Genomic DNA, 21732 nt, shown 5'->3' with positions numbered 1-21732 from the left:
GAGCAGCCGGGTATCTGGGTTCACAACTACGTCACCGATGACGTGCACGGTGTCGAGGAGTGACCCCTGCGTGGGCCCGAGCCCCCCACCCACCGGACCAAATGCGCACAACGCGCACCCCCACCCAGGCAACCCGGACAACCGCGCCAAAGGCGCACTCAGCGTCGGCGGCGCTGAAGGGCCACCGCCGCCGCGGCACCCCCCGCGAGTGCACCCACGCCGGCCGCCGCCGGGATGCCGATCTTGACCGCCTTGCGGCCGGTCCGGTAATCGCGCAGCCGCCAGCCCTGCTCACGGGCATGCTTGCGCAGCCGCCCGTCGGGGTTGACCGCATACGGGTGGCCGACCAGGGACAACATCGGGATGTCGTTGGCCGAGTCGCTGTACGCGGCGCAGCGCTCCAGGTCCAGGCCTTCGGCGGCGGCCAGAGCCCGTACCGCCTCGGCCTTGGCGGGGCCGTGCAGCGGCTCGCCGACCAGTTTGCCCGTGTAGACGCCGCCGACGGACTCGGCGACGGTGCCGAGCGCGCCGGTCAGGCCGAGCCGCCGGGCGATGATCGTCGCGGTCTCGACGGGCGCGGCGGTCACCAGCCACACCTTCTGGCCCGCGTCCAGGTGCGCCTGGGCGAGGGCGCGGGTGCCGGGCCAGATCCGCTCGGCCATGTACTCGTCGTAGATCTCCTCGCCGATGGTCATCAGCTCGGAGACGCGGTGGCCCTGGACGATGGAGAGCGCGCTGTTGCGGGCGTCCGCCATGTGCTCGGGGTTCTCCGAGCCGATGAAGCGGAAGTAGATCTGCTGCCAGACGAAGCGGGCCAGGTCGCGCTTGTGGAAGAAGCGCCGCTTGTACAGGCCGCGTCCGAAGTGGAAGAGGGACGCGCCCTGCATGACGGTGTTGTCGAGGTCGAAGAAGGCGGCGGCGCAGGTGTCGCCGACGACCGGGAACTCCGGCTCTTCGGCGCCCTCGTCCTGGGCGGCCGCCTCCTGCGCCTCGGCCTCCAGCGAGGACTTGCGCGCGGCCTCGGCCGCGGCCTCGCCTGCGAGCACGCTGCGCGCGGTGGCGTGGCGCCTACGGCGGCTGAACCACCCCGTGGGGAGGTGCGCGCCGTAGGAGTTCCTACGGGGACGGCGGGCGGGCGACGGGTGGGCCATGTAGCTAGCGTAGCCAGGTTGTTCGGTGCTGCCGGTTACGGGCGGATGTCCGGCGGCCACGGTCCGGCCGACGGTTGCGTTACGGCCATCCCGGTGACGGCGCCGGGCGGCCGGGGAGCGCGCCGCCGCGGGGGCGTACGCCGGGCGGTTCCGGTGCGGTACGCGGTGGGGCGTGCCGGGCGTAGGCGGGCTCGTACGGCTGCGGGGCGGGTGGCCCGTACCGTCAGGCGCCCAGGGCCTTGCGCAGCCGCTGGGGGTCGACCCGCCAGAAATCGTGCTGCGCGCCGTCCACGAGGACGACCGGAATCTGTTCCCAGTACTTGCGGTACAGCTCCTGGTCCTGGGTGATGTCCTTCTTCTCCCAGGTGGCGCCGGTCTCGGCGCAGACTCTTTCGATCACCTCCTGCGCGACGTCGCACAGGTGGCAGCCGGGCTTGCCGATGAGCGTGACCGTGCTGTCGGCGGGGTTCTTGCGGGCGCTGCGGCTGAAGAGGGAGGCCATGCCCGTAATTGTGCCTCTGTCCGGGGCCGGGCCCGGCCTTCGCCGGGTGGGGCAGAAGGTCGCCTGAGTCGACTACCATCGGTGGGCGATTTGTAGGTTTCCGGGGGGATAGCGGTAAGGAGTGAGGGCGCGTGCTGCCGTCGGCGCTCCCGTGTTACCGGTGCGAAACGTGTGAACGGTGCGCCCGGGGAGTTGGTTCCGCGAAGCGCCGCAAAAGCCGCGTGACCCCGGTCACTTTGGCCGGACAAAGCGGACACCATCTTTGTGCACGCGTTCACAAAGACATAGCCTGCTGTCGACGGGGCGGTCGGGAAACCTACGGCCGTCCACAGCCCCGCTCTACCCGCAGGAGCACCGTGGCAACTGGCCGAACTCACCGACCGGCGACCCGAAGCCGAGGGATTCCCGAGGCCACCGTCGCCCGGCTTCCGCTGTATCTGCGCGCGTTGACCGCGCTCTCCGAGCGCTCGGTCCCCACGGTCTCCTCCGAGGAACTCGCCGCCGCCGCGGGGGTCAACTCCGCCAAGCTGCGCAAGGACTTCTCCTACCTCGGTTCGTACGGCACCCGCGGGGTCGGCTACGACGTGGAGTACCTCGTCTACCAGATCTCCCGCGAGCTGGGCCTCACGCAGGACTGGCCGGTCGTGATCGTCGGTATCGGTAACCTCGGCGCCGCCCTGGCCAACTACGGCGGCTTCGCCTCCCGCGGCTTCCGCGTCGCCGCGCTCATAGACGCCGACCCGGCGATGGCCGGCAAGCCGGTGGCGGGTATCGCGGTCCAGCACACCGACGAGCTGGAAAAGATCATCAAGGACAACGGCGTCTCGATCGGCGTGATCGCGACGCCCGCGGGCGCCGCCCAGCAGGTCTGCGACCGCCTCGTGGCCGCCGGTGTCACCTCCATCCTGAACTTCGCGCCCACCGTCCTGACCGTCCCGGACGGGGTGGACGTACGCAAGGTCGACCTGTCGATAGAACTGCAGATCCTGGCCTTCCACGAGCAGCGCAAGGCGGGCGAGGACGCGGGGCACGAGGACGACGAGGCCGGTGACGCCCGCGCCGTCGCCGCGCGCGAGGCCCGGCGGGCCGTGCGCGAGGTGCGCGAGGCCGCGGGCAAGGCCGACCCGGACGTGGACGCCACCGCCGGGCCGTCCGACCGCAAGGGACCCGACGGGGACGTACCCGCCGTGATGCCGGCATGAGCCTCCTGGTAGTAGGGCTCAGTCACCGCAGTGCCCCCGTGAGCGTCCTGGAGCACGCCGCCATCGCCCCCGAGGCGCGCGGCAAGCTGCTCCAGGACACGGTGTCGGCCGAGCCGGCCGCCGAGGCCGCGGTGCTCTCCACCTGCAACCGCATCGAGCTGTACGCCGACGTGGACAAGTTCCACGCCGGTGTCGCCGAGCTGTCCACCCTGCTGGCCCGGCACAGCGGCGCCGGTCTGGACGAGCTGACCCCGTACCTGTACGTGCACTACGAGGACCGGGCCGTCCACCACCTCTTCTCGGTGGCCTGCGGCCTGGACTCGATGGTCGTGGGCGAGGGCCAGATCCTCGGCCAGATCAAGGACGCGCTCGCGGTCGCGCAGGAACAGCACACCGCGGGCCGGCTGCTCAACGACCTCTTCCAGCAGGCGCTGCGGGTCGGCAAGCGCGCCCACAGCGAGACCGGCATCGACAAGGCCGGCCAGTCGCTGGTCACCTTCGGCCTGGAGCAGCTGGCCGGGGACACCGACGTCGCCGAGTGGGCCCGGGGCAAGCGGGCCCTGGTCATCGGCGCCGGCTCGATGTCCTCGCTGGCCGCCACCACGCTCGTACGGGCCGGGGTCGGCGAACTGACCGTGGCCAACCGGACGGTGGAGCGCGCCGAGCGGCTGACGCAGATCCTGACCGAGCCGGGCTCGGCGGGCGCGCTGAACGGGCTGACCGCCCGCGCCGTCGCCATGCCCGCCGTCCAGTCCGAGCTGGCGCTCGCCGACGTCGTCGTCTCCTGTACGGGCGCCACCGGCCTGGTCCTGACCGGTGAGGCGATCGTGGCCGCGGCCGAGACGCGCGCCGCCCGGACCGCGGCCGGCGACGGGCACACCGGCACCGCGGGCGGTACGGGCGACGCCGTCGCCCCGGCGCCCGAGCTGGCGCTGCTCGACCTCGCCATGCCGCGCGACATCGACGCCGCCGCCCACCGGGCCGAGGGCGTGCGCCTCGTCGACATCGAGTCCCTCGCCGACGCGTCCGCGGACGCTCCGATGGCGGCCGACGTGGACCGGGTGCGCGGCATCGTCTCCGACGAGGTGGCCGCGTTCGGCGCGGCGCAGCGGGCGGCGCACATCACGCCGACGGTGGTCGCGCTGCGCACCATGGCGGCCGACGTCGTGGCGAGCGAGATCGCCCGGCTCGACGGCCGCCTCCCCGACCTTGACGACAAGCAGCGCGCGGAGATCACCCAGACCGTGCGCCGGGTCGTCGACAAACTCCTGCACGCGCCCACCGTGCGGGTCAAGCAGCTGGCCAGCGAACCCGGCGGCGCCGGTTACGCGGACGCGCTGCGCGAACTCTTCGACCTCGACCCGCAGACGGTAGCCGCCGTCAGCCGGGCCGACACGCGGGCCGACGGCTCGCACACAGCACGGGAGCGGGCATGACTGACAGCAATCCACGGGCCCTGAGGCTGGGGACGCGGCGCAGCAAGCTCGCCATGGCCCAGTCCGGGATGGTGGCGGACGCGGTGCGCGAGGTCACCGGCCGCCCGGTAGAGCTGGTGGAGATCACCACCTACGGCGACACCTCGCGCGAGCACCTGGCGCAGATAGGCGGCACCGGCGTGTTCGTCTCGGCGCTGCGCGACGCGCTGCTCGACGGGACGATCGACTTCGCCGTGCACTCGCTCAAGGACCTGCCGACCGCGCAGCCCGCCGACCTGGCGCTGGCCGCGGTGCCGGTGCGCGAGGACCCGCGCGATGTGCTGGTGGCCCGTGACGGGCTGACCTTCGAGGAGCTGCCGGACGGTGCCCGCGTGGGTACGGGGTCGCCGCGCCGCATGGCGCAGCTGAACGCCTGGGCGCGTTCGCTGGGCCGGCGGGTGGAGACCGTACCGATCCGCGGGAACATCGACACCCGTATCGGTTATGTCGAAAAGGGCGAGCTGGACGGGGTCGTGCTGGCCGCGGCCGGGCTCACCCGGATCGGCCGGATCGGGGAGGCGACGGAGCTCCTGTCGCCCGACATGATTTTGCCCGCCCCCGGCCAGGGGGCCCTGGCGGTGGAGTGCGCCGCGCACAACGCGCAGCTCGCCGCCCAGCTCGCCGAGCTCGACGACCCGTTCACCCGGGCCGCCGTGACCGCCGAGCGTTCCCTGCTCGCCGCCCTGGAGGCCGGCTGCTCCGCACCTGTGGGTGCGCTGGCCGACCTGCAGGCCGACGGGCAGGCTGTCACCGAAATGCGCCTGCGTGGCGTCGTCGGCACGATCGACGGCTCGACGCTGGTGCAGCTGTCCACCACCGGACACGTACCCGCCTCTCTCGGCGACGCGGCGACCCCCGTGAACATGGGGCGCGAACTCGCCGCCGAGATGCTCGCGAAGGGTGCGGCCGGTCTTATGGGGGAGCGAGCACTTTGAACCCCACCGCCCCGAATCACCCTGCCGCCGGCCAGGTCACCTTCATCGGTGCCGGTCCCGGAGACCCGGGCCTGCTGACGCTGCGCGCCGTGGAGGCCTTGGCACGTGCCGACGTGCTGATCGCCGACCCGCAGGTGCTCGACGTCGTCCGCGCGCACGCGCGGCCGCATGTGGACACGCCGCAGCAGCCGACGGCTGACGAGGCGTCAACCACCGCTGGAGTCCCCGCGCTTAGGGACACCACCAATCTTGTCATGTCGGCTGTGCGCACCGGCAAGCGGGTGGTGCGTGCGGTGTCCGGCGACCCCGGACTGGACGCGCATGTCGCCGAGGAGATGCTGGCGTGCGCCGCCGAGGACGTCGTCTTCGAGGTCGTGCCGGGCATCGCCGCCGCGGTCGGCGTGCCCGCGTACGCCGGTGTGCCGCTGCGCGACGCGGACGGTACGGACGTGCGTTTCATCGACGCGCGGACCGCCGACGAGCGCTGCTGGACGGAGGTGGGCTCCAGCGACGCGACCGCCGTGGTCTCCACCTCGCTGGACTCGGTGGCGTCGGCGGCCGGTGAGCTGGTCTCCGCGGGCCGCAAGCCCGACACGCCGATGACGGTCACCGTCGCCGGTACGACGACACGCCAGCGGACCTGGAACGCGACGCTCGGTTCGGTCGCCCAGGTGCTGAAGGCGGCGAAGGTGCTGCCGTCGGCGGACGGCGGGCAGCCGGTCATAGCCGTGGTCGGTGAGCGCGGGGCCGCGGCCCGGCGCGACCGGCTCTCGTGGTTCGAGAACAAGCCGCTGTTCGGCTGGCGGGTGCTCGTGCCGCGGACCAAGGAGCAGGCCGCCTCGCTCTCCGACCAGCTCGTCGAGTACGGCGCGGTGCCCCACGAGGTGCCGACCATCGCCGTGGAGCCGCCGCGCACCCCGCAGCAGATGGAGCGCGCGGTCAAGGGCCTGGTCACCGGCCGCTACGAGTGGATCGCCTTCACCTCGGTCAACGCCGTCAAGGCGGTGCGGGAGAAGTTCGAGGAGTACGGGCTCGACGCCCGCGCGTTCGCCGGGATCAAGGTCGCCGCGGTGGGCGAGCAGACCGCCAAGGCGCTGATCGCCTTCGGCGTGAAGCCCGACCTCGTACCGTCCGGCGAGCAGTCCGCCGCCGGGCTGCTGGAGGACTGGCCGCCCTACGACCCGGTCTTCGACCCGATCGACCGCGTCTTCCTGCCGCGCGCCGACATCGCCACCGAGACGCTGGTGGCGGGCCTGATCGAGCTGGGCTGGGAGGTCGACGACGTCACGGCCTACCGGACCGTACGGGCCTCGCCGCCGCCGCAGGAGACCCGCGAGGCGATCAAGGGCGGCGGGTTCGACGCCGTGCTGTTCACCTCGTCCTCCACGGTGCGCAACCTGGTCGGCATCGCCGGCAAGCCGCACAACGTGACCGTGATCGCCTGTATCGGCCCGGCCACCGCAAAGACCGCCGAGGAGCACGGGCTGCGCGTGGACGTCATGTCGCCCGAGCCGTCGGTGCACAAGTTGGCCGAAGCGCTCGCGGAGTTCGGGGCGGCGCGGCGCGATGCCGCGCTGGAGGCCGGTGACCCGGTCACGCGCCCCAGCGAGCGCCGGCCCGGATCGCGTAGGAGGGCTCGCAGTTGAGCAGCAGTACGTACGGCAACTTCCCCGGTGCGCGGCCGCGCCGGCTGCGCACCACGCCGGCCATGCGCCGGATGGTCGCCGAACACCGCCTGCACCCGGCGGACCTGATCCTGCCCGCGTTCGTGCGGGAGGGGATCTCGGAGCCGGTCGGCATCCAGGCGATGCCGGGCGTCGTGCAGCACACCCGTGACACGCTGCGGAAGGCCGCCGTGGAGGCGGCCGAGGCGGGCGTCGCCGGGATCATGCTGTTCGGTGTGCCGGAGGACGCGAAGAAGGACGCGGTCGGCTCGGCCGGCACGGACCCGGACGGCATCCTCCAGCAGGGCATCCGCGATGTGCGCGCCGAGGTCGGCGACGACCTGGTGATCATGTCGGACCTGTGCCTGGACGAGTTCACCGACCACGGCCACTGCGGCGTCCTGGACGCCGAGGGCCGGGTGGACAACGACGCGACGCTGGAGCGCTACGCCGAGATGGCGCAGGTCCAGGCGGACGCGGGCGTCCACACGGTGGGTCCGAGCGGCATGATGGACGGCCAGGTCGGCGTCATCCGCGACGCGCTGGACCAGACCGGCCACGAGGACGTGTCGATCCTCGCGTACACCGCGAAGTACTCCTCCGCGTTCTACGGCCCGTTCCGCGAGGCCGTCGGCTCGTCCCTCAAGGGCGACCGCAAGACCTACCAGCAGGACTACGGCAACGCCCGCGAGTCGCTGCGCGAGCTGGCGCTCGACCTCCAGGAGGGCGCCGACATGGTGATGGTCAAGCCGGGCATGCCGTATCTGGACGTGCTGGCGAAGATCGCGGACTCGGTGGACGTGCCGGTCGCCGCGTACCAGATCTCCGGTGAGTACGCGATGGTCGAGGCCGCCGCCGAGAAGGGCTGGATCGACCGCGACGCGGCGATCCTGGAGGCCCTGACCGGCTTCAAGCGCGCGGGCGCGGACATGATCCTGACCTACTGGGCCACGGAGGTCGCGCGCAAGCTCTAGTTCCCCATCCGTACCTCTGCTGTTCCCGCGTCGCACGCGTGTACCCAACTCCCTCCGGGGGCAAGGGAAAAGCGACGTAACAACAGGGAGGGGTACAGGACATGAGGATTCGCCTGAAGAGATGGCGGCGCTCCGTCGGGAGCGCCGCCGTCGCGCTGTGTGCGGCGGTCGGGCTCGGCGGGGCGCTGGCCACGCCGGCCGCGGCGGCGGGCGGACCGGCGCCCGTCACCTCGTACACGTACGAGAGCGTGGCGGGGGACTACATCGGGCAGGGCAAGGCCGGTACGTACCGGGAGCCGACCGCGAAGATCACCCTGGCCGGGAACGCCGGGGCGGTCCGCGTCCGGGTCGAGGGCGCCGAAGACCTGTGGGACATCGACATCGCCGCCCCCAAGGGCGACCGGCTGCGCCCCGGCGTCTACCGGGACGCCGAGCGGGCCGCGTTCCGCACCGGCCGCTCGCCCGGCCTCGACGTCGGCGGCAACGGCCGCGGCTGCAACGAGGTGTACGGGCAGTTCACCGTCAACCAGATCGCCACGGACGCGGCGGGCGCGGTCACGCTGCTCGACGCCTCGTACACGCAGAAGTGCGAATCGGCGACGGCCCAGCCGCTCAAGGGGACGGTCAAGTACCGTGCGCTGCCGCTGTCGTACGCGTACAAGAGTGACGCGGGCGACTGGGTCGGACAGGGCAAGTCGGTGACGCACACCGGCGCCACCAGCACCTTCCGGCTGTCGGACAGTTACGGCGGCGGTGTCTCGTTCGGGGTCGAGGGCAAGCGCGAGTACTGGACCGCGGAGTTCCGCCCGCCGGTGGGCGAGCGGCTGGCCGCCGGGCGCACGTACCAGGTCACCGGCGCGGAGGGCGGCGCCACCCTGGAGGTCTACGGCAACGGGCGCTCCTGCGGGGACGCCACCGGTGAATTCACCGTGGACCGGCTGTACTTCACCGACGAGGGCAAGGTGACCGGTCTGTCCGTCCGCTACCGGCAGTTCTGCGGCGGCGGCAGCGCCGGGATGTCGGGGACGGTGCACTTCGGGGCCTGACCGTGGGGGCCGGGGACGCGGGGGAGTGGGGGCGGCCGTGCCGTGGAGGGCTGCTGCTCCCGCGCCCCACAGGCGGCGATTGGCCGGTTCTGTGGCTTGTGCCCCCTTCGTAGCGTCCACATAATCACAACGCTCTGCCGCGTCGTGGTGCCCCCTCCCCCACGTACCTCCGTCCTGCCGGTGGGCGCCTCCGATGTGTACTTGGCATGAGCCGGTCAACGCTGACCGGCGGTGGCCGAAGGCGCGCGACCCCCTTGGAGAGGACGTACGTTGAACCGACCCGCGAAATTCCTGAAGAGATCCGTCGCCCTCGGAGCGGTCGCCCTGGCGGCCCTGTCGCTCCAGACCGGCACCGCCGGCGCCGCCGGTGAGCCCACACCGTCGAGCGGCACACCCGGCACGAAGGTCGTCGGCGGAGTGCCCGCCGCGCAGGGCGAGTTCCCGTTCATGGTCCGGCTCTCCATGGGCTGCGGCGGCGCGCTCTACCGCCAGGACATCGTGCTCACCGCCGCGCACTGCGTGGACGGCAGCGGCAACAACACCTCCATCACCGCCACGGCCGGCGTCGTGGACCTCCAGAGCTCCGGCGCGATCAAAGTCAAGTCCACCAAAGTGCTCCAGGCGCCCGGCTACGACGGCTCCGGCAAGGACTGGGCCCTGATCAAGCTCGCCCGCCCGATCACCAACCTGCCCACCCTCCCCGTCACCACGGACGGCCGTTACGACTCGGGCGACTTCACCGTCGCGGGCTGGGGCGCCACGCGCGAGGGCGGCGGCCAGCAGCGCTATCTGCGCAAGGCGACGGTGCCGTTCGTCGACACCCCCACCTGCCAGCGGGCGTACGGGAGCACGTACATCCCCGGTGAGGAGATCTGCGCCGGGATCATGTCGACCGGTGGCGTCGACACCTGCCAGGGCGACTCCGGCGGCCCGATGTTCCGCAAGGACAGCAACGGCGCCTGGATTCAGGTGGGCATCACCAGCTGGGGCGACGGCTGCGCGCGGCCCGGCAAGCCCGGCGTCTACACGCGGGTGAGCACCTTCGCGAAGGCCATCGCGACCGCGGCGGACCAGCTGCGGCGCTGAGTCCTCCAGGGGCGCTCAGGCCCTTCGGTCCCGTACGGGCGGGGCGGCGATTTCGCCGCCCCGCTTTTCTGTCCGCGCCCGTACCGGAACCGGTACCGAACCATCCAGATCCGCATACGTCGCCGATCCCGACAAGTGGCCGGTTTCAGAACCTTGTGCGTCTTTGAGGTGTGTCCACATAATCACAACGCTCCAGTCACGCCGTGGCACTTGCGACGCAGTGGTTCGCGTCGGTGGTGCTGCCGCGTGCTGCGCAGCACGAGCTGGACATTGGTGTGCCTCCCCGACGCGAGAGGGAAGTCCTTGAAGCGCTCCGTGAGATGTATCAAGAGATCCATAGCCGTTGGCGCCGCCGTGGCGGCGGCGGTCGCACTCCAGTCGACCGGCGGCGCCAGTGCGGCGCCGACGCCGTCGCCGACCCCCGGCCAGCAGATCATCGGCGGGCCGCCCGCCAAGCAGGGCGAGTTCCCGTTCATGGTCCGGCTGTCCATGGGCTGCGGCGGCTCCCTCATCCGCGAGGACGTCGTGCTCACCGCCGCGCACTGCGTGGACGGCAGCGGCCCCAACACGTCCATCACCGTCACCGCGGGCGTCGTGGACCTCCAGAACCCCAAGGCGGTCAAGGTGAAGTCCGCCGAGGTCGCCCAGGCGCCCGGCTACAACGGCAAGGGCAAGGACTGGGCCCTGATCAAGCTGGCCACGCCGGTCAAGAACGTGGAAACGCTGCATCTCGCCGAGGACGACTCGTTCGACCGCGGCACCTTCACCATCGCCGGCTGGGGCGCCAGCCGGGAGGGCGGCGCGCAGCAGCGCTTCCTGCGCAAGGCCAAGGTCCCGTTCGTGGACACGACCGCCTGCAAGCAGGCGTACGGGGACCTGCTGACCCCGGGCGAGGAGATCTGCGCCGGCTTCGTGGCGGAGGGCGGTGTCGACACCTGCCAAGGTGACTCCGGCGGCCCGATGTTCCGCCGCGACGAGGACGGCGACTGGGTCCAGGTCGGCATCACCAGTTGGGGCGAGGGCTGCGCGCGGCCCGGCAAGCCCGGCGTCTACACCAAGGTGAGCGCCTTCTCCGCGCAGATCGAAAAGGCCGCCGGCAAGCTGACGGCAACGCGCTGACGGGATGAACGGACGCGTCCCGGACCACCCGAGCGGTCCGGGACGCCGCCGTGCGGGGGCGGTCCGTGGCGCGGCTGTGCGGGGGCGGTCCGGGTCGCGGCTGTGCGGCGGGCCGTCCGGGACGCGGCTGTGCGGCGGGCGGTATGGGACGCCGCCGTGCGGGGCGCGCACGAAACCCCCTTCCAGCACATCCCGCATCCGGGATATCTTCCCGAATATGAGAACCGAGAAGCCGGTCGGCAGCGAGCCCGCCCCCGGGCCCACCGATCCCATGGATTCCCGACTCGCCGCCCGTCTGGCGGAGTTGCGTACGGAGCGCGGCTGGTCGCTGGACGACCTGGCCCGGCGTACGGACGTGAGCCGGTCGACCCTCTCCCGCCTGGAACGGGCCGAGATCAGCCCCACGGCGGCCCTGCTGTCCCGGCTGTGCGCGGCCTACGAGCGGCCCATGTCCCGCCTGCTGGCCGAGGTCGAATCCGAGCCGCCCCAACTCGTACGGGCCGACGCGCAGCCCGTCTGGCACGACGCCCCCTCCGGCTTCACCCGGCGCTCCGTCTCGCCGCCCCACCCCAACCTCCGTGGCGAAGTCGTAGAAGCCACCCTGTGCCCCGGTGCCGACATCGCCTACGACAGTCCGCCTCCCGTACCCGGCATGGAACAGCACATCTGGCTGCTCGACGGCGAGTTGGACATCACCACGAGCGGCACGACCCACACCCTCCACCCGGGCGACTGCCTCCGCTTCCGCCTCTGGGGCCCCACCCGCTTCCACAACACGGGCTCCGACGACGCGCGCTACGCGCTGGTGGTGGTCCTCCCATGACCCGCCCCACCATCACCCGCCTCTCCCCGGAGACCTTCGACGCCGGCGTCCCGGGCCTCGCCGGCCTCCTCGCCGACACCGTCGCCGGCGGCTCCTCCCTCGGCTTCGTGGCCCCCTTCGACCACGACGCGGCGGCGGCCTGGTGGCGGGCCCAACGCCCCTCCGTGGCCGACGGCACCCTCGACATCTGGGTGGCCGAGGGCCCTGCCGGAATCACCGGCACGATCAGCCTCGCCCACCCGTGCAAACCGAACGGCCGCCACCGCGCCGAGATCGTCAAACTCCTCGTCCACCGAACCGCCCGCGGCCAGGGCCTCGGCCGCGCCCTCCTCACCACCGCCGAACACGCCGCCGCCCGCTCCGGCTTCCGCCTCCTGCTCCTCGACACGGAATCCGCCACCCCGGCGGACCACCTGTACCGCCGCACCGGCTGGACCCCGTACGGCACGGTCCCGTCCTACGCGGCGGACCCGGGAGGCGAGTTGCGGGACTGTACGTTCTTTTACAAGGAGGTGGGGTAGGGGCGGGCGCCGACGCGCGGCGTCATTCGTCTCTGCTTCTCCGCGTCAGGGCTGCCCACAGTGGTGAGTCACCAGGCTGTTCTTCGAGCCGCCACAGCCGGCACCCGATAGGTTCATCCCATGCCAGGCCGCCTCTTGGAGCTTCACGTAGAGAACTTCCGCAGTCTGCGTGACGTGACCATTCCCCTTGGCCCGCTCACCGTGCTCGTGGGCCCGAACGGGGTGGGAAAGTCGAATGTGCTGAAGGTCTTCGACTTCCTCGCCTCGATCATCCGAACGGACCTGCAACCCGCGCTCGACGATCGCGGAGGGTTCGACGAGGTGGGATTCTGGGGCGGCGAAAAACCGCCGACCTCGTTGAAGATCGGGTTGAAAGCCACCTGGACGACGCATGCGAGCCCCAAGGCACCGGACGAGTACGCACTGACCATTCGCCGGCGTGCCACTCCGACCAGCCGCCACTCCTACACGTTGTCACGTCATGAAAGATTCCGGTTCAAACGGACGCGCGGCAGAGGACGCCGCATCACCATTTCAGGTGATGAGGCGCGCGTGGTCGACGAGAGAGCCGGGCGTGAGGACGACAACACCAGGTTCGGTATGCAGCGGCTCAGCAGTGGCTTGTCGACGCTTCCGCGCCTGGGGCGATCGGACGGTGGGGAAGAGGTGACGCGCGTCGCCGAACGCCTCTCTTCGTTCCGGGTGTTCGATGTGGATGTCACTGCTGCCCGGCAACCGACTCGCGCCCGTTCCACCCTTGCCGACCGCCTGCAGTCGCATGCCGAGAATCTGGCGGCGTTCCTCGTCCAGTTGAGCGCGGACGAGGAACGCTGGGAACACCTGACGACGGACGCGCGCCGCATACTGCCGCAATTGGAGGCGATCGAGTTCGAGCAGGTCGGTGGCTATGCCGACCGTCTCGCCGTCGTGCTCCACGAGCGAGGTCTGCGCCGCACCACTCCCTTGGCCGACGCCTCCTTCGGAACGGTGCGCCTCCTGGGCCTGCTGGCCATGCTGTACGACCCGCATCCTCCCGCGCTCACCTGCGTCGAAGAGATTGACCACGGTCTGCATCCCCAAGCACTGGAACTGATCGTGGAGAGATTGCGAGAGGCATCCGCACGCACCCAGTTCATCGTGGCGACTCATTCGCCGGCGTTGGTCGACCGACTGCATCCGCACGAGTTCATCGTGTGTGACCGTGACGAAAGCGGTGCGTCGATCATCCCGGCGCTGGCCGAGGACGAGGTCAAGGAGATCGCCGCCGAAGCCGGGGACCGGCCGCTCGGTGAACTGTGGTTCTCCGGCGTACTCGGCGGAGACCTGACGGAGGACGAACTGTGAGGCGCGGAGCGAGCCGGGCAGCGGGCAGAGGCATCGTGGTCCTGGCGGGTGAGAGCTCCAACGACCGGCGCATGCTGGCCGCATTCATCAAGGGCGCTCACCCGGACTTAGCGGGTTCCGTCAGCCTCACCGAAATCACCGACCCGGTCCGGCTACGGAAGAAATCAGGTGCCGATCTGGCGACGGCAGCGAACGTGCTGGTGGGCAAGGCGCGGGGGAAAGCCAAGCTGAAGGCCGGTGATTTCGTCGGTATCGCCGTCCACGAGGACATGGATGCCTGCCCCGGGCCCGCCTACGACACGGCACGTCGAGCGGTCTCCGCCGCGCTCGCCAAGGCTGCCGGAGCCTCGTCGTCCGTCTATGCGCTGGCTGCGGCGGAGTCCGAGGCATGGCTTCTGCTGTTCCCCGACGCGTTCCCTCTCTTCCGGCCTTCGTGGAAACTTCCGCAGCAGTGGAAGGGGAAGGACAGCGGCCGGCGGAGAACCCCGAAGGAAGACATCGAGGCCGTACTGACCCGGCCCCACTTCAGAGAGAGCGACGGACCCGAGATCGCGAACGTGGCGCTGAGCCAGGGGTTGCTGGACAGGCCCGACGGGTCGAATCGCTCCTACAGCGAGTTCGTACGGGACCTGACCGCATGGCCGGTACAGCGACGGGCGCGGTAGGGCTCAGGCATCCGCTGCGAGAGTGTCGCCTTTGATGGCATCTATGAGGAAGCCGAGCTGGGGCTGGTCAGCCTGTGTGCCGAGAGGTTCGGTGGGTTCGTTTACGGGGTGGGGGCGTTGGGGTCGGGTGGGGGCGGGGGAGGTGGGTGACTGCTGTGCCGGCGAGGAGCAGGAGCAGGGCGGCCCAGGGGAGGGCTGCGGGCGGGGCGGCGGTCAGGAGGAGGGCGCCGGTCAGCGCGCCGCCGCCGATGCCGGTGTTGAACGCGGCGACGTAGAGGGAGGACGCGGCGTCGGGGGCGTCGCGGGCCGTACGCAGGACGGCGGTCTGGAAGCAGACGGGGAGCGCGGTGCAGGCCATGCCCCAGGTGGCGATGGCGAGGAACAGCAGGGGGCGGTGGGTCGGGGCCGCGCCCAAGGCGGTGAGGGAGACGGCCATCAGGGTGAGGGTGCCGAGGAGCGTGGCGCGGGGGCGGGTGTCGACGAGGGTGCCGCTGAGCCAGGTGCCCGCGATGCCGGTCAGGCCGAACAGCAGGAGTACGGCGCTGACGGACGCGGGGGCGAAGCCGGCGGCGTCGCGGAGGAATTCCGTCACGTAGGTGTAGAGCGTGAAGTGGCCGAGGATGACGAGGCCGGTGGTCAGGACGACCCGGCCCAGGCCCGGGGTGCGGGCCACCTGGGGGAGGTCGGACACGCGGAGGGCCGGGCCGGGCGGGACCTGTGGCAGCAGGCGCGCGGCGGTGAGCAGCGTGACCGTGCCCAGCGCGGCGGTGGCGAGGAACGCGGTGCGCCAGCCGAAGGCCGTACCGGCCGTCGTCCCGAGCGGCACTCCCACGACGAAGGCCAGGGAGACGCCCGCGAAGACGATCGCGGTGGCCCGGCCCGAACGCCCCGGCCCGGCGATGGCCGCCGCGTACCCGGCGACGATGGCGTAGAAGACGCCGTGCGCCAGGCCGCAGAGGAGGCGGGTCGCGGCGAGGGTGGCGTAGTCGGGGGAGAGTCCGGAGAGCGCGGTGGCGGCCATGAAGACGGCACAGGTGGTCAGGAAGAGGCGCTTGCGGGGCCAGGCGGAGGTGCGGGCGGTGAGCGGGGCCGCGGTCAGGCCGACGGTGAAGGCGTAGACCGTGACGAGCAGCCCCGTACGGGACGGGGCCACATCCAGGTCGCGGCTGATGTCCGGCAGCAGGCCGACCGGCAGGAACTCGATCGTGCCGATGATGAAGACGAGGAAGGAGAGGAGGGAGAGGCGGAGGAGAGGGCGGGGGTGTGTGGTCGGGCGCGGGCTGGGAGACATGCGCGGGACCGTAGGTGTTGACACCGGTGTGAAGGTCAAGGCGCCCGGGACGGGGACGCCTTGACCTGGGTGTGCGGTCCGGAGCCGTACGGTCTCGGGGCTACGGGGCGGGGTGGGGCGGCGCGCCGTACGGTGCGTACGGAACGGCGGGGATCTGCTGCATACGGGACAGCTTGCGGGCGAAGAGGATGGCGAGGACGGCCGCGGCGGGGCTGCCCCGGCCGGAAGGGGCGGCCGGGGCAGTGGGAGACGGCGGGGGCGGCGGAACGGGGTCAGGCCGGGGCGACCGCCTCGGCCATGATGGTGGCGGTCTTGATGATGAGGGGGGTGTCGCCCGAGGTGTGGGGGAGCGTCGGCTTGTGGGTGAGGGCGGCGAGGAGGATGGGGGTGCCGTCGGGGGTCCAGGCGACGCCCGCGTCGTTGCTCGTCCCGTATGTGCTGCCGCCGCCGGACTTGTCCGCCGTCTTCCAGTCCTTCGGCAGCCCCGCGCGGAAACGTTCCACGCTGGTGGTGCTGCGCAGGAGCCAGTCGGTCAGGAGGGCGCGGTCGGGGCGGTTCAGGGCGTTGCCGAGGACGAGCCGGCGGTAGGTGTGGGCGATGGCGTACGGGGAGGTGGTGTCCGTACGGCGGTCCGGTTCGCCGGAGTTCAGCTCGGGTTCCCAGCGGTCGAGGCGGGTCACCCGGTCGCCCAGCGAGCGGCAGAAGCGGGTGACGGCGGTCGGGCCGCCCAGCTCGCGCAGGAGGAGGTTGGCGGCGCAGTTGTCGCTGAAGCGGACCGCGGCGTCGCACAGGTCCCGTACGGACATGCCGTCGGCGACGTGCAGGGACGTGATCGGCGTGTGGCCCGCCTTCGCCACGTCGGCCTCGGTGTAGCGGATGACGCGGGACAGCTCGGTGCCGTCCTGGTCGAGGTCGCGCAGCACGGCCGCAGCGGCGACCCCCTTGAAGACGGAGCACATCGGGAACAGCTCGTGGGCGCGGTGGAGTACGGACGCGCCGGTGGCGAGGTTGAGGGCGAAGACGCCGATGCGGGCCTGGTGTTCCCGCTCCAGTTCGCGCAGTCGGCGGGTGGCGGAGGGGTGGGCGGAGCCGGTGGCGGGGGAGCCGGTCGGGGTGGGCCTGCCGGAGGCCGCGCCCGCTGTCGTGGTGCCGAGGGCGAGCGCGCCTCCGAGGCCGAGACCGGCGCCGAGCAGGGACCGCCGGGTGAGCGGTGACGTGGGCTGGTGCATGGTGTGTCCTTTCCCCAGAAGTCCCCCGGTGGACTGTTGCTGCTGGTGGGGACGTTGGGGACGGAGGGGTTGGTTGCGCAGGCCCGGGAGCGCCGCGGCCGCTGTCAGAGGGCGTTGTCCAGTTCGCTCTGCCAGTACGTGACCTGGGCGGAGTCGTCGATGTACGTCCCCTTCGGCAGCGCGGGGTGGGCCGCACGCTCGGCGTAACTGCCGTCCCGGTTCGCGAAGAACACGTCCAGGCTGCGCACCTTCCTGCCGCCTTCGGCCTCCCCGGTGGCGTCCGAAGTCCGCACGGCCGCGTAAGCGGACCGGCCCGGCTCGACGGAGACCACGGACTGCGGCTTGCTGTCCTGCCGTACGTCGGTGGGCGCCTGGGCGTCGTCGAAGCGCAGGGCCGGGTAGTGGTAGGCGTCGCAGCGGGTCGAGCCGGTGTTGGTGACGGTCAGGAGCAGGTGGTTGACGGGGCGGCTGAGCTTGGAAACGGTGATCTTGGTGTTGGCCGGGGTGCAGGTGGTGGACTTCCCGCCCGGCGCGGTGCCCTGCTTGCCGCCGGTCTTGGCCGGGTGCGAGCCCTGACCGCCGCTCTGCGCGCCGCTGCTCTGCGCGCCGCCGCCCGAGGGGGACTTCGCCGACGCGTCCGTACCGCCCGAGCCGCCGGCGCCCTCCGACGCGGGCGAGCCGGCCGAGGCGTCCGGGGCGGACGAGGCCGCCGGCCGGTCGGCTCCGGCGGCCTTCTTGCCGTCCTCGGCACCGCCGCACGCGGTCAGCGAGAGGGCGGCGGCGACGGCCGCGGCGGAGGCGGCGACACGGGCGGTACGGGTGGTGAACAGACGCGAACGCATGGGTGGTGCTCCCCCAGGAGGCGGTGGAAGTGAACGGTGGAAGACGGTGGGTCAGATGCGGTGGAGTACGGCCGCGATGACGGCGACACAGGCGGCGAGTACGCCCAGTGCCGCGATATCGGCCGACGCGAAACGACAGCGGAAACGACTCCGCACGGTTGCTCCCCGGTGAGGCCCCGGTCGGGGCGTTGTCGATGGTCACAGCCTGTGCGACGGTCCGTCCCGGCCACAACGGCCGCCCCGACATCCGGGACGCTGGAACGATCACGCGTACCCTGACCTGGGGGAACGAGGGGCGCCTGGAACGCGGTTCTGGGACGAGGCGGGAGGGGAACGGTGAGCACGGCTTCCGGCACGGACGGTTTCGCTGCACTGTTGCGCGAGGTGAAGACGAGATCAGGGCTGAGCTACGGCGCCCTGGCCAAACGCCTGCACATGAGTACGTCCACGCTGCACCGCTATTGCAACGGCGACGCGGTGCCCACGGATTACGCGCCGGTGGAGCGGCTGGCCCGGGTGTGCGGCGCGAAGCCGGAGGAACTGGTCGAGCTGCACCGCCGGTGGATTCTGGCGGACGCGGCACGGGGGCGGCGGGCGGTGGAGGAAGCCCCTGCGGCGGAGGCCGTGCCGAAGGAGTCCGCCGGACGGGAAGGGGCTGCCGGACGGGAGGAGGCCGGCGCGCCGGAACCCATGGCGGCGAAGCCCGAGCCCGCGCCGGAGCCCGAGCCCGCGCCGGAGCCCGAGCCCGCGCCGGAGCCGGCGGAGTCCGCGGCGGAGGAGATCGCCGCACCGAAGTCTGTGTCCGGGGCCGTGTCCGGGGCCGGGGCCGAGGCCGTGTCCGGGACCGACGCCCCCGGCCCGGCCCCCGCCCGCGAGCCCGCCCCCGCCTCAACGCCCCCCGCTGCGTCCACCCGCCCATCCCGCCGCACCCGCCCCAAACTCCGCCTGGCGCTCGTGGCTGCCGCTGTCGTTGCGCTGGCTGTGCCCGTCGTCGTCAGTGCCGCGTCCTCCTCCGGGACGGACCGGACGGCTTCGCCGGGGACGCGGGCGGCCGACGGCGGGCGTGGCCCGGCCCCGGACGGCAGTTTCTCCGGCAGGCCGTCCGAATCCGCCTCCCCGTCCGCGTCCGCGACGGCCGAGAAGCCGAAGCCGCGCGGTGGGACGGCCACGGCGAGCCCGACCGGCGGCGTGGCACCGTCCGGCGGTGAAAAGGGCGAGGCGGGTGGCAGCAGCGGGCGCGGCAGCGGCTCGCCGCTGACCGTCGATGTCCGTATGAACAACTGGGACGACCCCTGCGACCGCTGGTACATGCTCGACAAGCCGCCCGCCGAGGTCCCGCCGCCGCCCTCCGGGACGGACGCGCGCGGCTGGGCGAACGCGCTGGGCGGGGTGCCCGGCGGCCATGTCCGGGTTTCCCTGGCGGTGCAGGGCACCCGTGACGAGGCCGTCGTACTGCATTCGCTGACCGTACGGACCACCGCGCGCGCGGCGCCGGTGGCGGGCTCGGCGTACTCCATGGGGAACGGCTGCGGGGGCGGGCTCACCCCGGCCTCGTTCGACGTCGGACTGGACGCGGCGCAGCCGCTGATGCGGCCGGTGTCCGGCGAGCAGGGCGACCGGAAGATTCCGGCGGCGGACTTCCCGTTCAAGGTCTCGGCGTCCGACCCGCAGATGCTGTACGTCGACGCGCACACGGAGGCGAACGACGTCAGCTGGTACCTGGAGCTGGAGTGGAGCAGCGGCGGCCGGCGCGGCACGCTGCGCCTGGACGATCACGGCAGGCCGTTCCGTACCAGCGCGATGAAGGGGCGCCCGACGTACGGCTACCGCTACGACCAGAACATCTGGGAGCCCGCCGAGAACTGAGCGCGCGCGGCAAGGAGAAGGCCCCGCCGGAGCAACGGGCTCTTGGGCTCCAGCGGGGCCTTTCCCTTAAGCGTCGGCGGCGCCTTCCGCTTACGCGCCGTTCCCCTTGCGCGTCAGCCGGGTGTCAGAGCCGCTCGGGCGTCCGGATGCCCAGCAGCGCCATGCCGCGGTGCAGCGTGCGCGCCGTCAGGTCGCACAGGAACAGGCGGTTCTCGACCTGCTCGCTGCCGCCCTCGGCCTTCAGGACCGGGCACTGGTCGTAGAAGGTCGTGAAGAGAGAGGCGAGCTGGTAGAGGTACGAGGCCAGCTTGTGGGGCTCGTAGCCGGCCGCCGCCTCCTCCAGGGTCTCCGCGAACTGGTCCAGGTGCAGGCCCAGCGCGCGCTCGGCGGCGGCCAGCGGCAGCTCCGGGTGCGCCTTGGGCGCGGCGTCCCCGGCGCGCCGGAAGATGGACTGGATACGGGCGTACGCGTACTGGATGTACACGCTGGTGTCGCCGTTGAGCGAGACCATCTGGTCCAGGTCGAACTTGTAGTCGCGGGACGCGGAGGTGGACAGGTCCGCGTACTTCACGGCGCCGATGCCGACCTGGGCGCCGTTCTCGGTGATCTCCTGCTCGGTCAGGCCGATGTTCTCGCCCTTTTCCCGGACGACGGCGGTCGCCCGCTCCACCGCCTCGTCGAGCAGGTCCACCAGCCGCACGGTCTCGCCCTCACGGGTCTTGAACGGCTTGCCGTCCTTGCCGAGCACGGTGCCGAAGGCGAGCTGTACGGGCTGGACGTCCGCGCCCAGCCAGCCGGCCCGGCGGGCGGTCTCGAAGACCATCTTGAAGTGCAGCGACTGGCGGGCGTCGACCACGTACAGCAGGGTCGTCGCGCCGAGGTTGCCGACCCGGTCGCGGATGGCGGACAGGTCGGTGGCCGCGTAGCCGTAGCCGCCGTTGGACTTCTTGACGATCAGCGGGGTCGGGTTGCCGTCCGGGCCCTTGACGTCGTCGAAGAAGACGCAGAGCGCGCCGTCGGAGCGGACCGCGACACCGGACTCCTCCAGGAGGCGGCAGGTCTCCTCCAGCATGGCGTTGTAGCCGGACTCGCCGACCACGTCCGCGTCCCGGATCTCCATGTCCAGCTTGTTGAAGACGGAGTAGAAGTAGACCTTCGACTCGTCGACGAAGCGCTGCCACAGGGCGAGCGTCTCCTCGTCGCCGGCCTGGAGGTCCACGACGCGGCGGCGCGCGCGCTCCTTGAACTCCTCGTCGGAGTCGAACAGGGCGCGGGAGGCCTTGTAGAGGCGGTTGAGGTTGGACATGGCCTCTTCGCCGGAGACCTCCGAGGACGCCTCGCCGCTCTTGTGGTCGAGCTCGTGCGGGTGCTCGATCAGGTACTGGATGAGCATCCCGAACTGGGTGCCCCAGTCGCCGATGTGGTGGCGCCGGACCACCTTCTCGCCGGTGAACTCCAGGATCTCGACCATCGCGGCGCCGATCACGGCGGAGCGCAGGTGGCCGACGTGCATTTCCTTGGCGACGTTCGGCTGGGCGTAGTCGATGACCGTGGTGCCGGGGTTGTCGGCGTACGGGACGCCCAGGCGGTCGTCGGCGGCGCGGGCGGCCAGCGTACGGACGATCGCATCGTCGCTGACCGTGATGTTCAGGAAGCCGGGGCCGGAGACCTCGATCTCCTTGATCACGTCACCGGCGGGCAGCTGGGCGACGACGTCCGACGCCAGCTCGCGCGGGTTGCCCTTGAGCTTCTTGGCCAGCGCCAGCATCCCGTTGGCCTGGAAATCGGCCCGGTCGCTTCGTCGCAGCAGCGGGTCCGCGGCGCCGGCCTCCGGCAGGGCTGCCGAGAGGGCGTCCGCGACGCGCTGGTTGACCGTGGCTGCGAGGGAAGGGACCGAAGTCATGGAATGAAGGCCGTTCCGTTGAAGTGGAAAGGGTTTGCCAACGAGTATCCCACGGCGGTTCCATCGGTTTTCCACAGGGAAAATCGGCCGCGGC

General features: G+C 71.8%; 19 protein-coding genes. 13 read left to right on the top strand and 6 right to left on the bottom strand.

Going from position 1 to position 21732, the window contains the following annotated elements; genetic code table 11:
* Positions 1-158 precede the first annotated feature (158 nt).
* Both ACFV57_RS22220 and ACFV57_RS22215 read right to left on the bottom strand, forming a co-directional pair.
* The gene (locus ACFV57_RS22220; protein ID WP_385234889.1) at positions 159-1046 is read right to left on the bottom strand and encodes an HAD family hydrolase; all 888 of its coding nucleotides are present in this window, start codon (positions 1044-1046) and stop codon (positions 159-161) included.
* A 328-nt stretch (positions 1047-1374) separates the two neighbouring features.
* Positions 1375-1653: a glutaredoxin family protein gene (locus tag ACFV57_RS22215; RefSeq protein ID WP_385234852.1), complete on the bottom strand. Its 279-nt coding sequence runs from the start codon at positions 1651-1653 to the stop codon at positions 1375-1377.
* Between the two features lie 356 nt (positions 1654-2009).
* Here ACFV57_RS22215 and ACFV57_RS22210 point away from each other — a divergent pair, with 356 nt between their 5' ends.
* The 12 genes from ACFV57_RS22210 to ACFV57_RS22155 all read left to right on the top strand — a co-directional run bounded on the left by ACFV57_RS22210 (position 2010) and on the right by ACFV57_RS22155 (position 14507).
* Positions 2010-2855 carry a redox-sensing transcriptional repressor Rex gene (locus ACFV57_RS22210; RefSeq protein WP_385234849.1) on the top strand — a complete coding sequence of 282 codons (846 nt, stop codon included), beginning with the start codon at positions 2010-2012 and terminating at the stop codon, positions 2853-2855.
* Positions 2852-4291: a glutamyl-tRNA reductase gene (locus ACFV57_RS22205; RefSeq protein WP_385234846.1), complete on the top strand. Its 1440-nt coding sequence runs from the start codon at positions 2852-2854 to the stop codon at positions 4289-4291. Before ACFV57_RS22210 ends, ACFV57_RS22205 begins: the two co-directional genes overlap by 4 nt.
* Positions 4288-5265 (top strand): hydroxymethylbilane synthase, encoded by a 978-nt coding sequence (gene hemC, locus ACFV57_RS22200; protein WP_385234843.1) that lies wholly within the window; start codon positions 4288-4290, stop codon positions 5263-5265. The genes ACFV57_RS22205 and hemC overlap by 4 nt, the downstream gene beginning before the upstream one ends.
* Complete coding sequence (locus tag ACFV57_RS22195; protein WP_385234839.1) at positions 5262-6911, top strand: uroporphyrinogen-III synthase; 1650 nt, start codon at positions 5262-5264, stop codon at positions 6909-6911. The genes hemC and ACFV57_RS22195 overlap by 4 nt, the downstream gene beginning before the upstream one ends.
* Positions 6908-7903, top strand: a complete 996-nt coding sequence (gene hemB / locus ACFV57_RS22190) for a porphobilinogen synthase (RefSeq protein ID WP_385234836.1) — start codon at positions 6908-6910, stop codon at positions 7901-7903. The genes ACFV57_RS22195 and hemB overlap by 4 nt, the downstream gene beginning before the upstream one ends.
* Before the next feature lie 101 nt (positions 7904-8004).
* Positions 8005-8949: a hypothetical protein gene (locus ACFV57_RS22185; protein ID WP_385234833.1), complete on the top strand. Its 945-nt coding sequence runs from the start codon at positions 8005-8007 to the stop codon at positions 8947-8949.
* 270 nt (positions 8950-9219) lie between these two features.
* Positions 9220-10035 (top strand): S1 family peptidase, encoded by an 816-nt coding sequence (locus ACFV57_RS22180; RefSeq protein WP_385234830.1) that lies wholly within the window; start codon positions 9220-9222, stop codon positions 10033-10035.
* A gap of 303 nt (positions 10036-10338) precedes the next feature.
* Positions 10339-11154 carry a S1 family peptidase gene (locus ACFV57_RS22175; protein ID WP_385234828.1) on the top strand — a complete coding sequence of 272 codons (816 nt, stop codon included), beginning with the start codon at positions 10339-10341 and terminating at the stop codon, positions 11152-11154.
* Between the two features lie 217 nt (positions 11155-11371).
* Positions 11372-11977: a helix-turn-helix domain-containing protein gene (locus tag ACFV57_RS22170; RefSeq protein WP_385234825.1), complete on the top strand. Its 606-nt coding sequence runs from the start codon at positions 11372-11374 to the stop codon at positions 11975-11977.
* Positions 11974-12498, top strand: coding sequence for a GNAT family N-acetyltransferase (locus ACFV57_RS22165; RefSeq protein WP_385234822.1), 525 nt, complete (start codon positions 11974-11976; stop codon positions 12496-12498). Before ACFV57_RS22170 ends, ACFV57_RS22165 begins: the two co-directional genes overlap by 4 nt.
* A 120-nt stretch (positions 12499-12618) precedes the next feature.
* Positions 12619-13842, top strand: coding sequence for an AAA family ATPase (locus ACFV57_RS22160; RefSeq protein ID WP_385234819.1), 1224 nt, complete (start codon positions 12619-12621; stop codon positions 13840-13842).
* A 71-nt stretch (positions 13843-13913) separates the two neighbouring features.
* Positions 13914-14507 carry a hypothetical protein gene (locus tag ACFV57_RS22155; protein ID WP_385234816.1) on the top strand — a complete coding sequence of 198 codons (594 nt, stop codon included), beginning with the start codon at positions 13914-13916 and terminating at the stop codon, positions 14505-14507.
* A gap of 67 nt (positions 14508-14574) precedes the next feature.
* Here the strand turns inward: ACFV57_RS22155 and ACFV57_RS22150 are convergent, their stop codons facing one another.
* From ACFV57_RS22150 to ACFV57_RS22140, 3 genes are all read right to left on the bottom strand, one after another.
* Positions 14575-15798 carry an MFS transporter gene (locus ACFV57_RS22150; RefSeq protein WP_385234813.1) on the bottom strand — a complete coding sequence of 408 codons (1224 nt, stop codon included), beginning with the start codon at positions 15796-15798 and terminating at the stop codon, positions 14575-14577.
* Positions 15799-16070: 272 nt separating this feature from the next.
* Positions 16071-17027 (bottom strand): class A beta-lactamase, encoded by a 957-nt coding sequence (gene bla, locus ACFV57_RS22145; RefSeq protein ID WP_385234810.1) that lies wholly within the window; start codon positions 17025-17027, stop codon positions 16071-16073.
* Positions 17028-17131: 104 nt separating this feature from the next.
* Positions 17132-17869, bottom strand: a complete 738-nt coding sequence (locus ACFV57_RS22140) for a DUF4232 domain-containing protein (protein WP_385234807.1) — start codon at positions 17867-17869, stop codon at positions 17132-17134.
* A gap of 336 nt (positions 17870-18205) precedes the next feature.
* Here ACFV57_RS22140 and ACFV57_RS22135 point away from each other — a divergent pair, with 336 nt between their 5' ends.
* A complete protein-coding gene (locus ACFV57_RS22135; RefSeq protein ID WP_385234804.1) occupies positions 18206-19735 on the top strand; it encodes a helix-turn-helix domain-containing protein in 1530 nt (509 codons plus the stop codon).
* Between the two features lie 124 nt (positions 19736-19859).
* Here the strand turns inward: ACFV57_RS22135 and argS are convergent, their stop codons facing one another.
* The gene (gene argS / locus ACFV57_RS22130; protein ID WP_385234801.1) at positions 19860-21638 is read right to left on the bottom strand and encodes an arginine--tRNA ligase; all 1779 of its coding nucleotides are present in this window, start codon (positions 21636-21638) and stop codon (positions 19860-19862) included.
* Positions 21639-21732 lie beyond the last annotated feature (94 nt).

The sequence above is a fragment of the Streptomyces sp. NPDC059788 genome, assembly GCF_042732265.1.
Taxonomy (GTDB): Bacteria; Actinomycetota; Actinomycetes; order Streptomycetales; family Streptomycetaceae; genus Streptomyces.
This window is presented reverse-complemented; position numbering and strand designations above follow the sequence as displayed.

Excerpts from the sequence above, each read along its gene's own strand:
- ACFV57_RS22170 (WP_385234825.1), top strand. The coding sequence starts at position 11,372 with ATGAGAACCGAGAAGCCGGTCGGCAGCGAGCCCGCCCCCGGGCCCACC.
- ACFV57_RS22215 (WP_385234852.1), bottom strand. The coding sequence starts at position 1,653 with ATGGCCTCCCTCTTCAGCCGCAGCGCCCGCAAGAACCCCGCCGACAGC.
- ACFV57_RS22150 (WP_385234813.1), bottom strand. The coding sequence starts at position 15,798 with ATGTCTCCCAGCCCGCGCCCGACCACACACCCCCGCCCTCTCCTCCGC.
- argS (WP_385234801.1), bottom strand. The coding sequence starts at position 21,638 with ATGACTTCGGTCCCTTCCCTCGCAGCCACGGTCAACCAGCGCGTCGCG.
- bla (WP_385234810.1), bottom strand. The coding sequence starts at position 17,027 with ATGCACCAGCCCACGTCACCGCTCACCCGGCGGTCCCTGCTCGGCGCC.
- ACFV57_RS22165 (WP_385234822.1), top strand. The coding sequence starts at position 11,974 with ATGACCCGCCCCACCATCACCCGCCTCTCCCCGGAGACCTTCGACGCC.
- ACFV57_RS22140 (WP_385234807.1), bottom strand. The coding sequence starts at position 17,869 with ATGCGTTCGCGTCTGTTCACCACCCGTACCGCCCGTGTCGCCGCCTCC.
- ACFV57_RS22160 (WP_385234819.1), top strand. The coding sequence starts at position 12,619 with ATGCCAGGCCGCCTCTTGGAGCTTCACGTAGAGAACTTCCGCAGTCTG.
- ACFV57_RS22205 (WP_385234846.1), top strand. The coding sequence starts at position 2,852 with ATGAGCCTCCTGGTAGTAGGGCTCAGTCACCGCAGTGCCCCCGTGAGC.
- ACFV57_RS22185 (WP_385234833.1), top strand. The coding sequence starts at position 8,005 with ATGAGGATTCGCCTGAAGAGATGGCGGCGCTCCGTCGGGAGCGCCGCC.
- hemC (WP_385234843.1), top strand. The coding sequence starts at position 4,288 with ATGACTGACAGCAATCCACGGGCCCTGAGGCTGGGGACGCGGCGCAGC.
- ACFV57_RS22155 (WP_385234816.1), top strand. The coding sequence starts at position 13,914 with ATGCTGGCCGCATTCATCAAGGGCGCTCACCCGGACTTAGCGGGTTCC.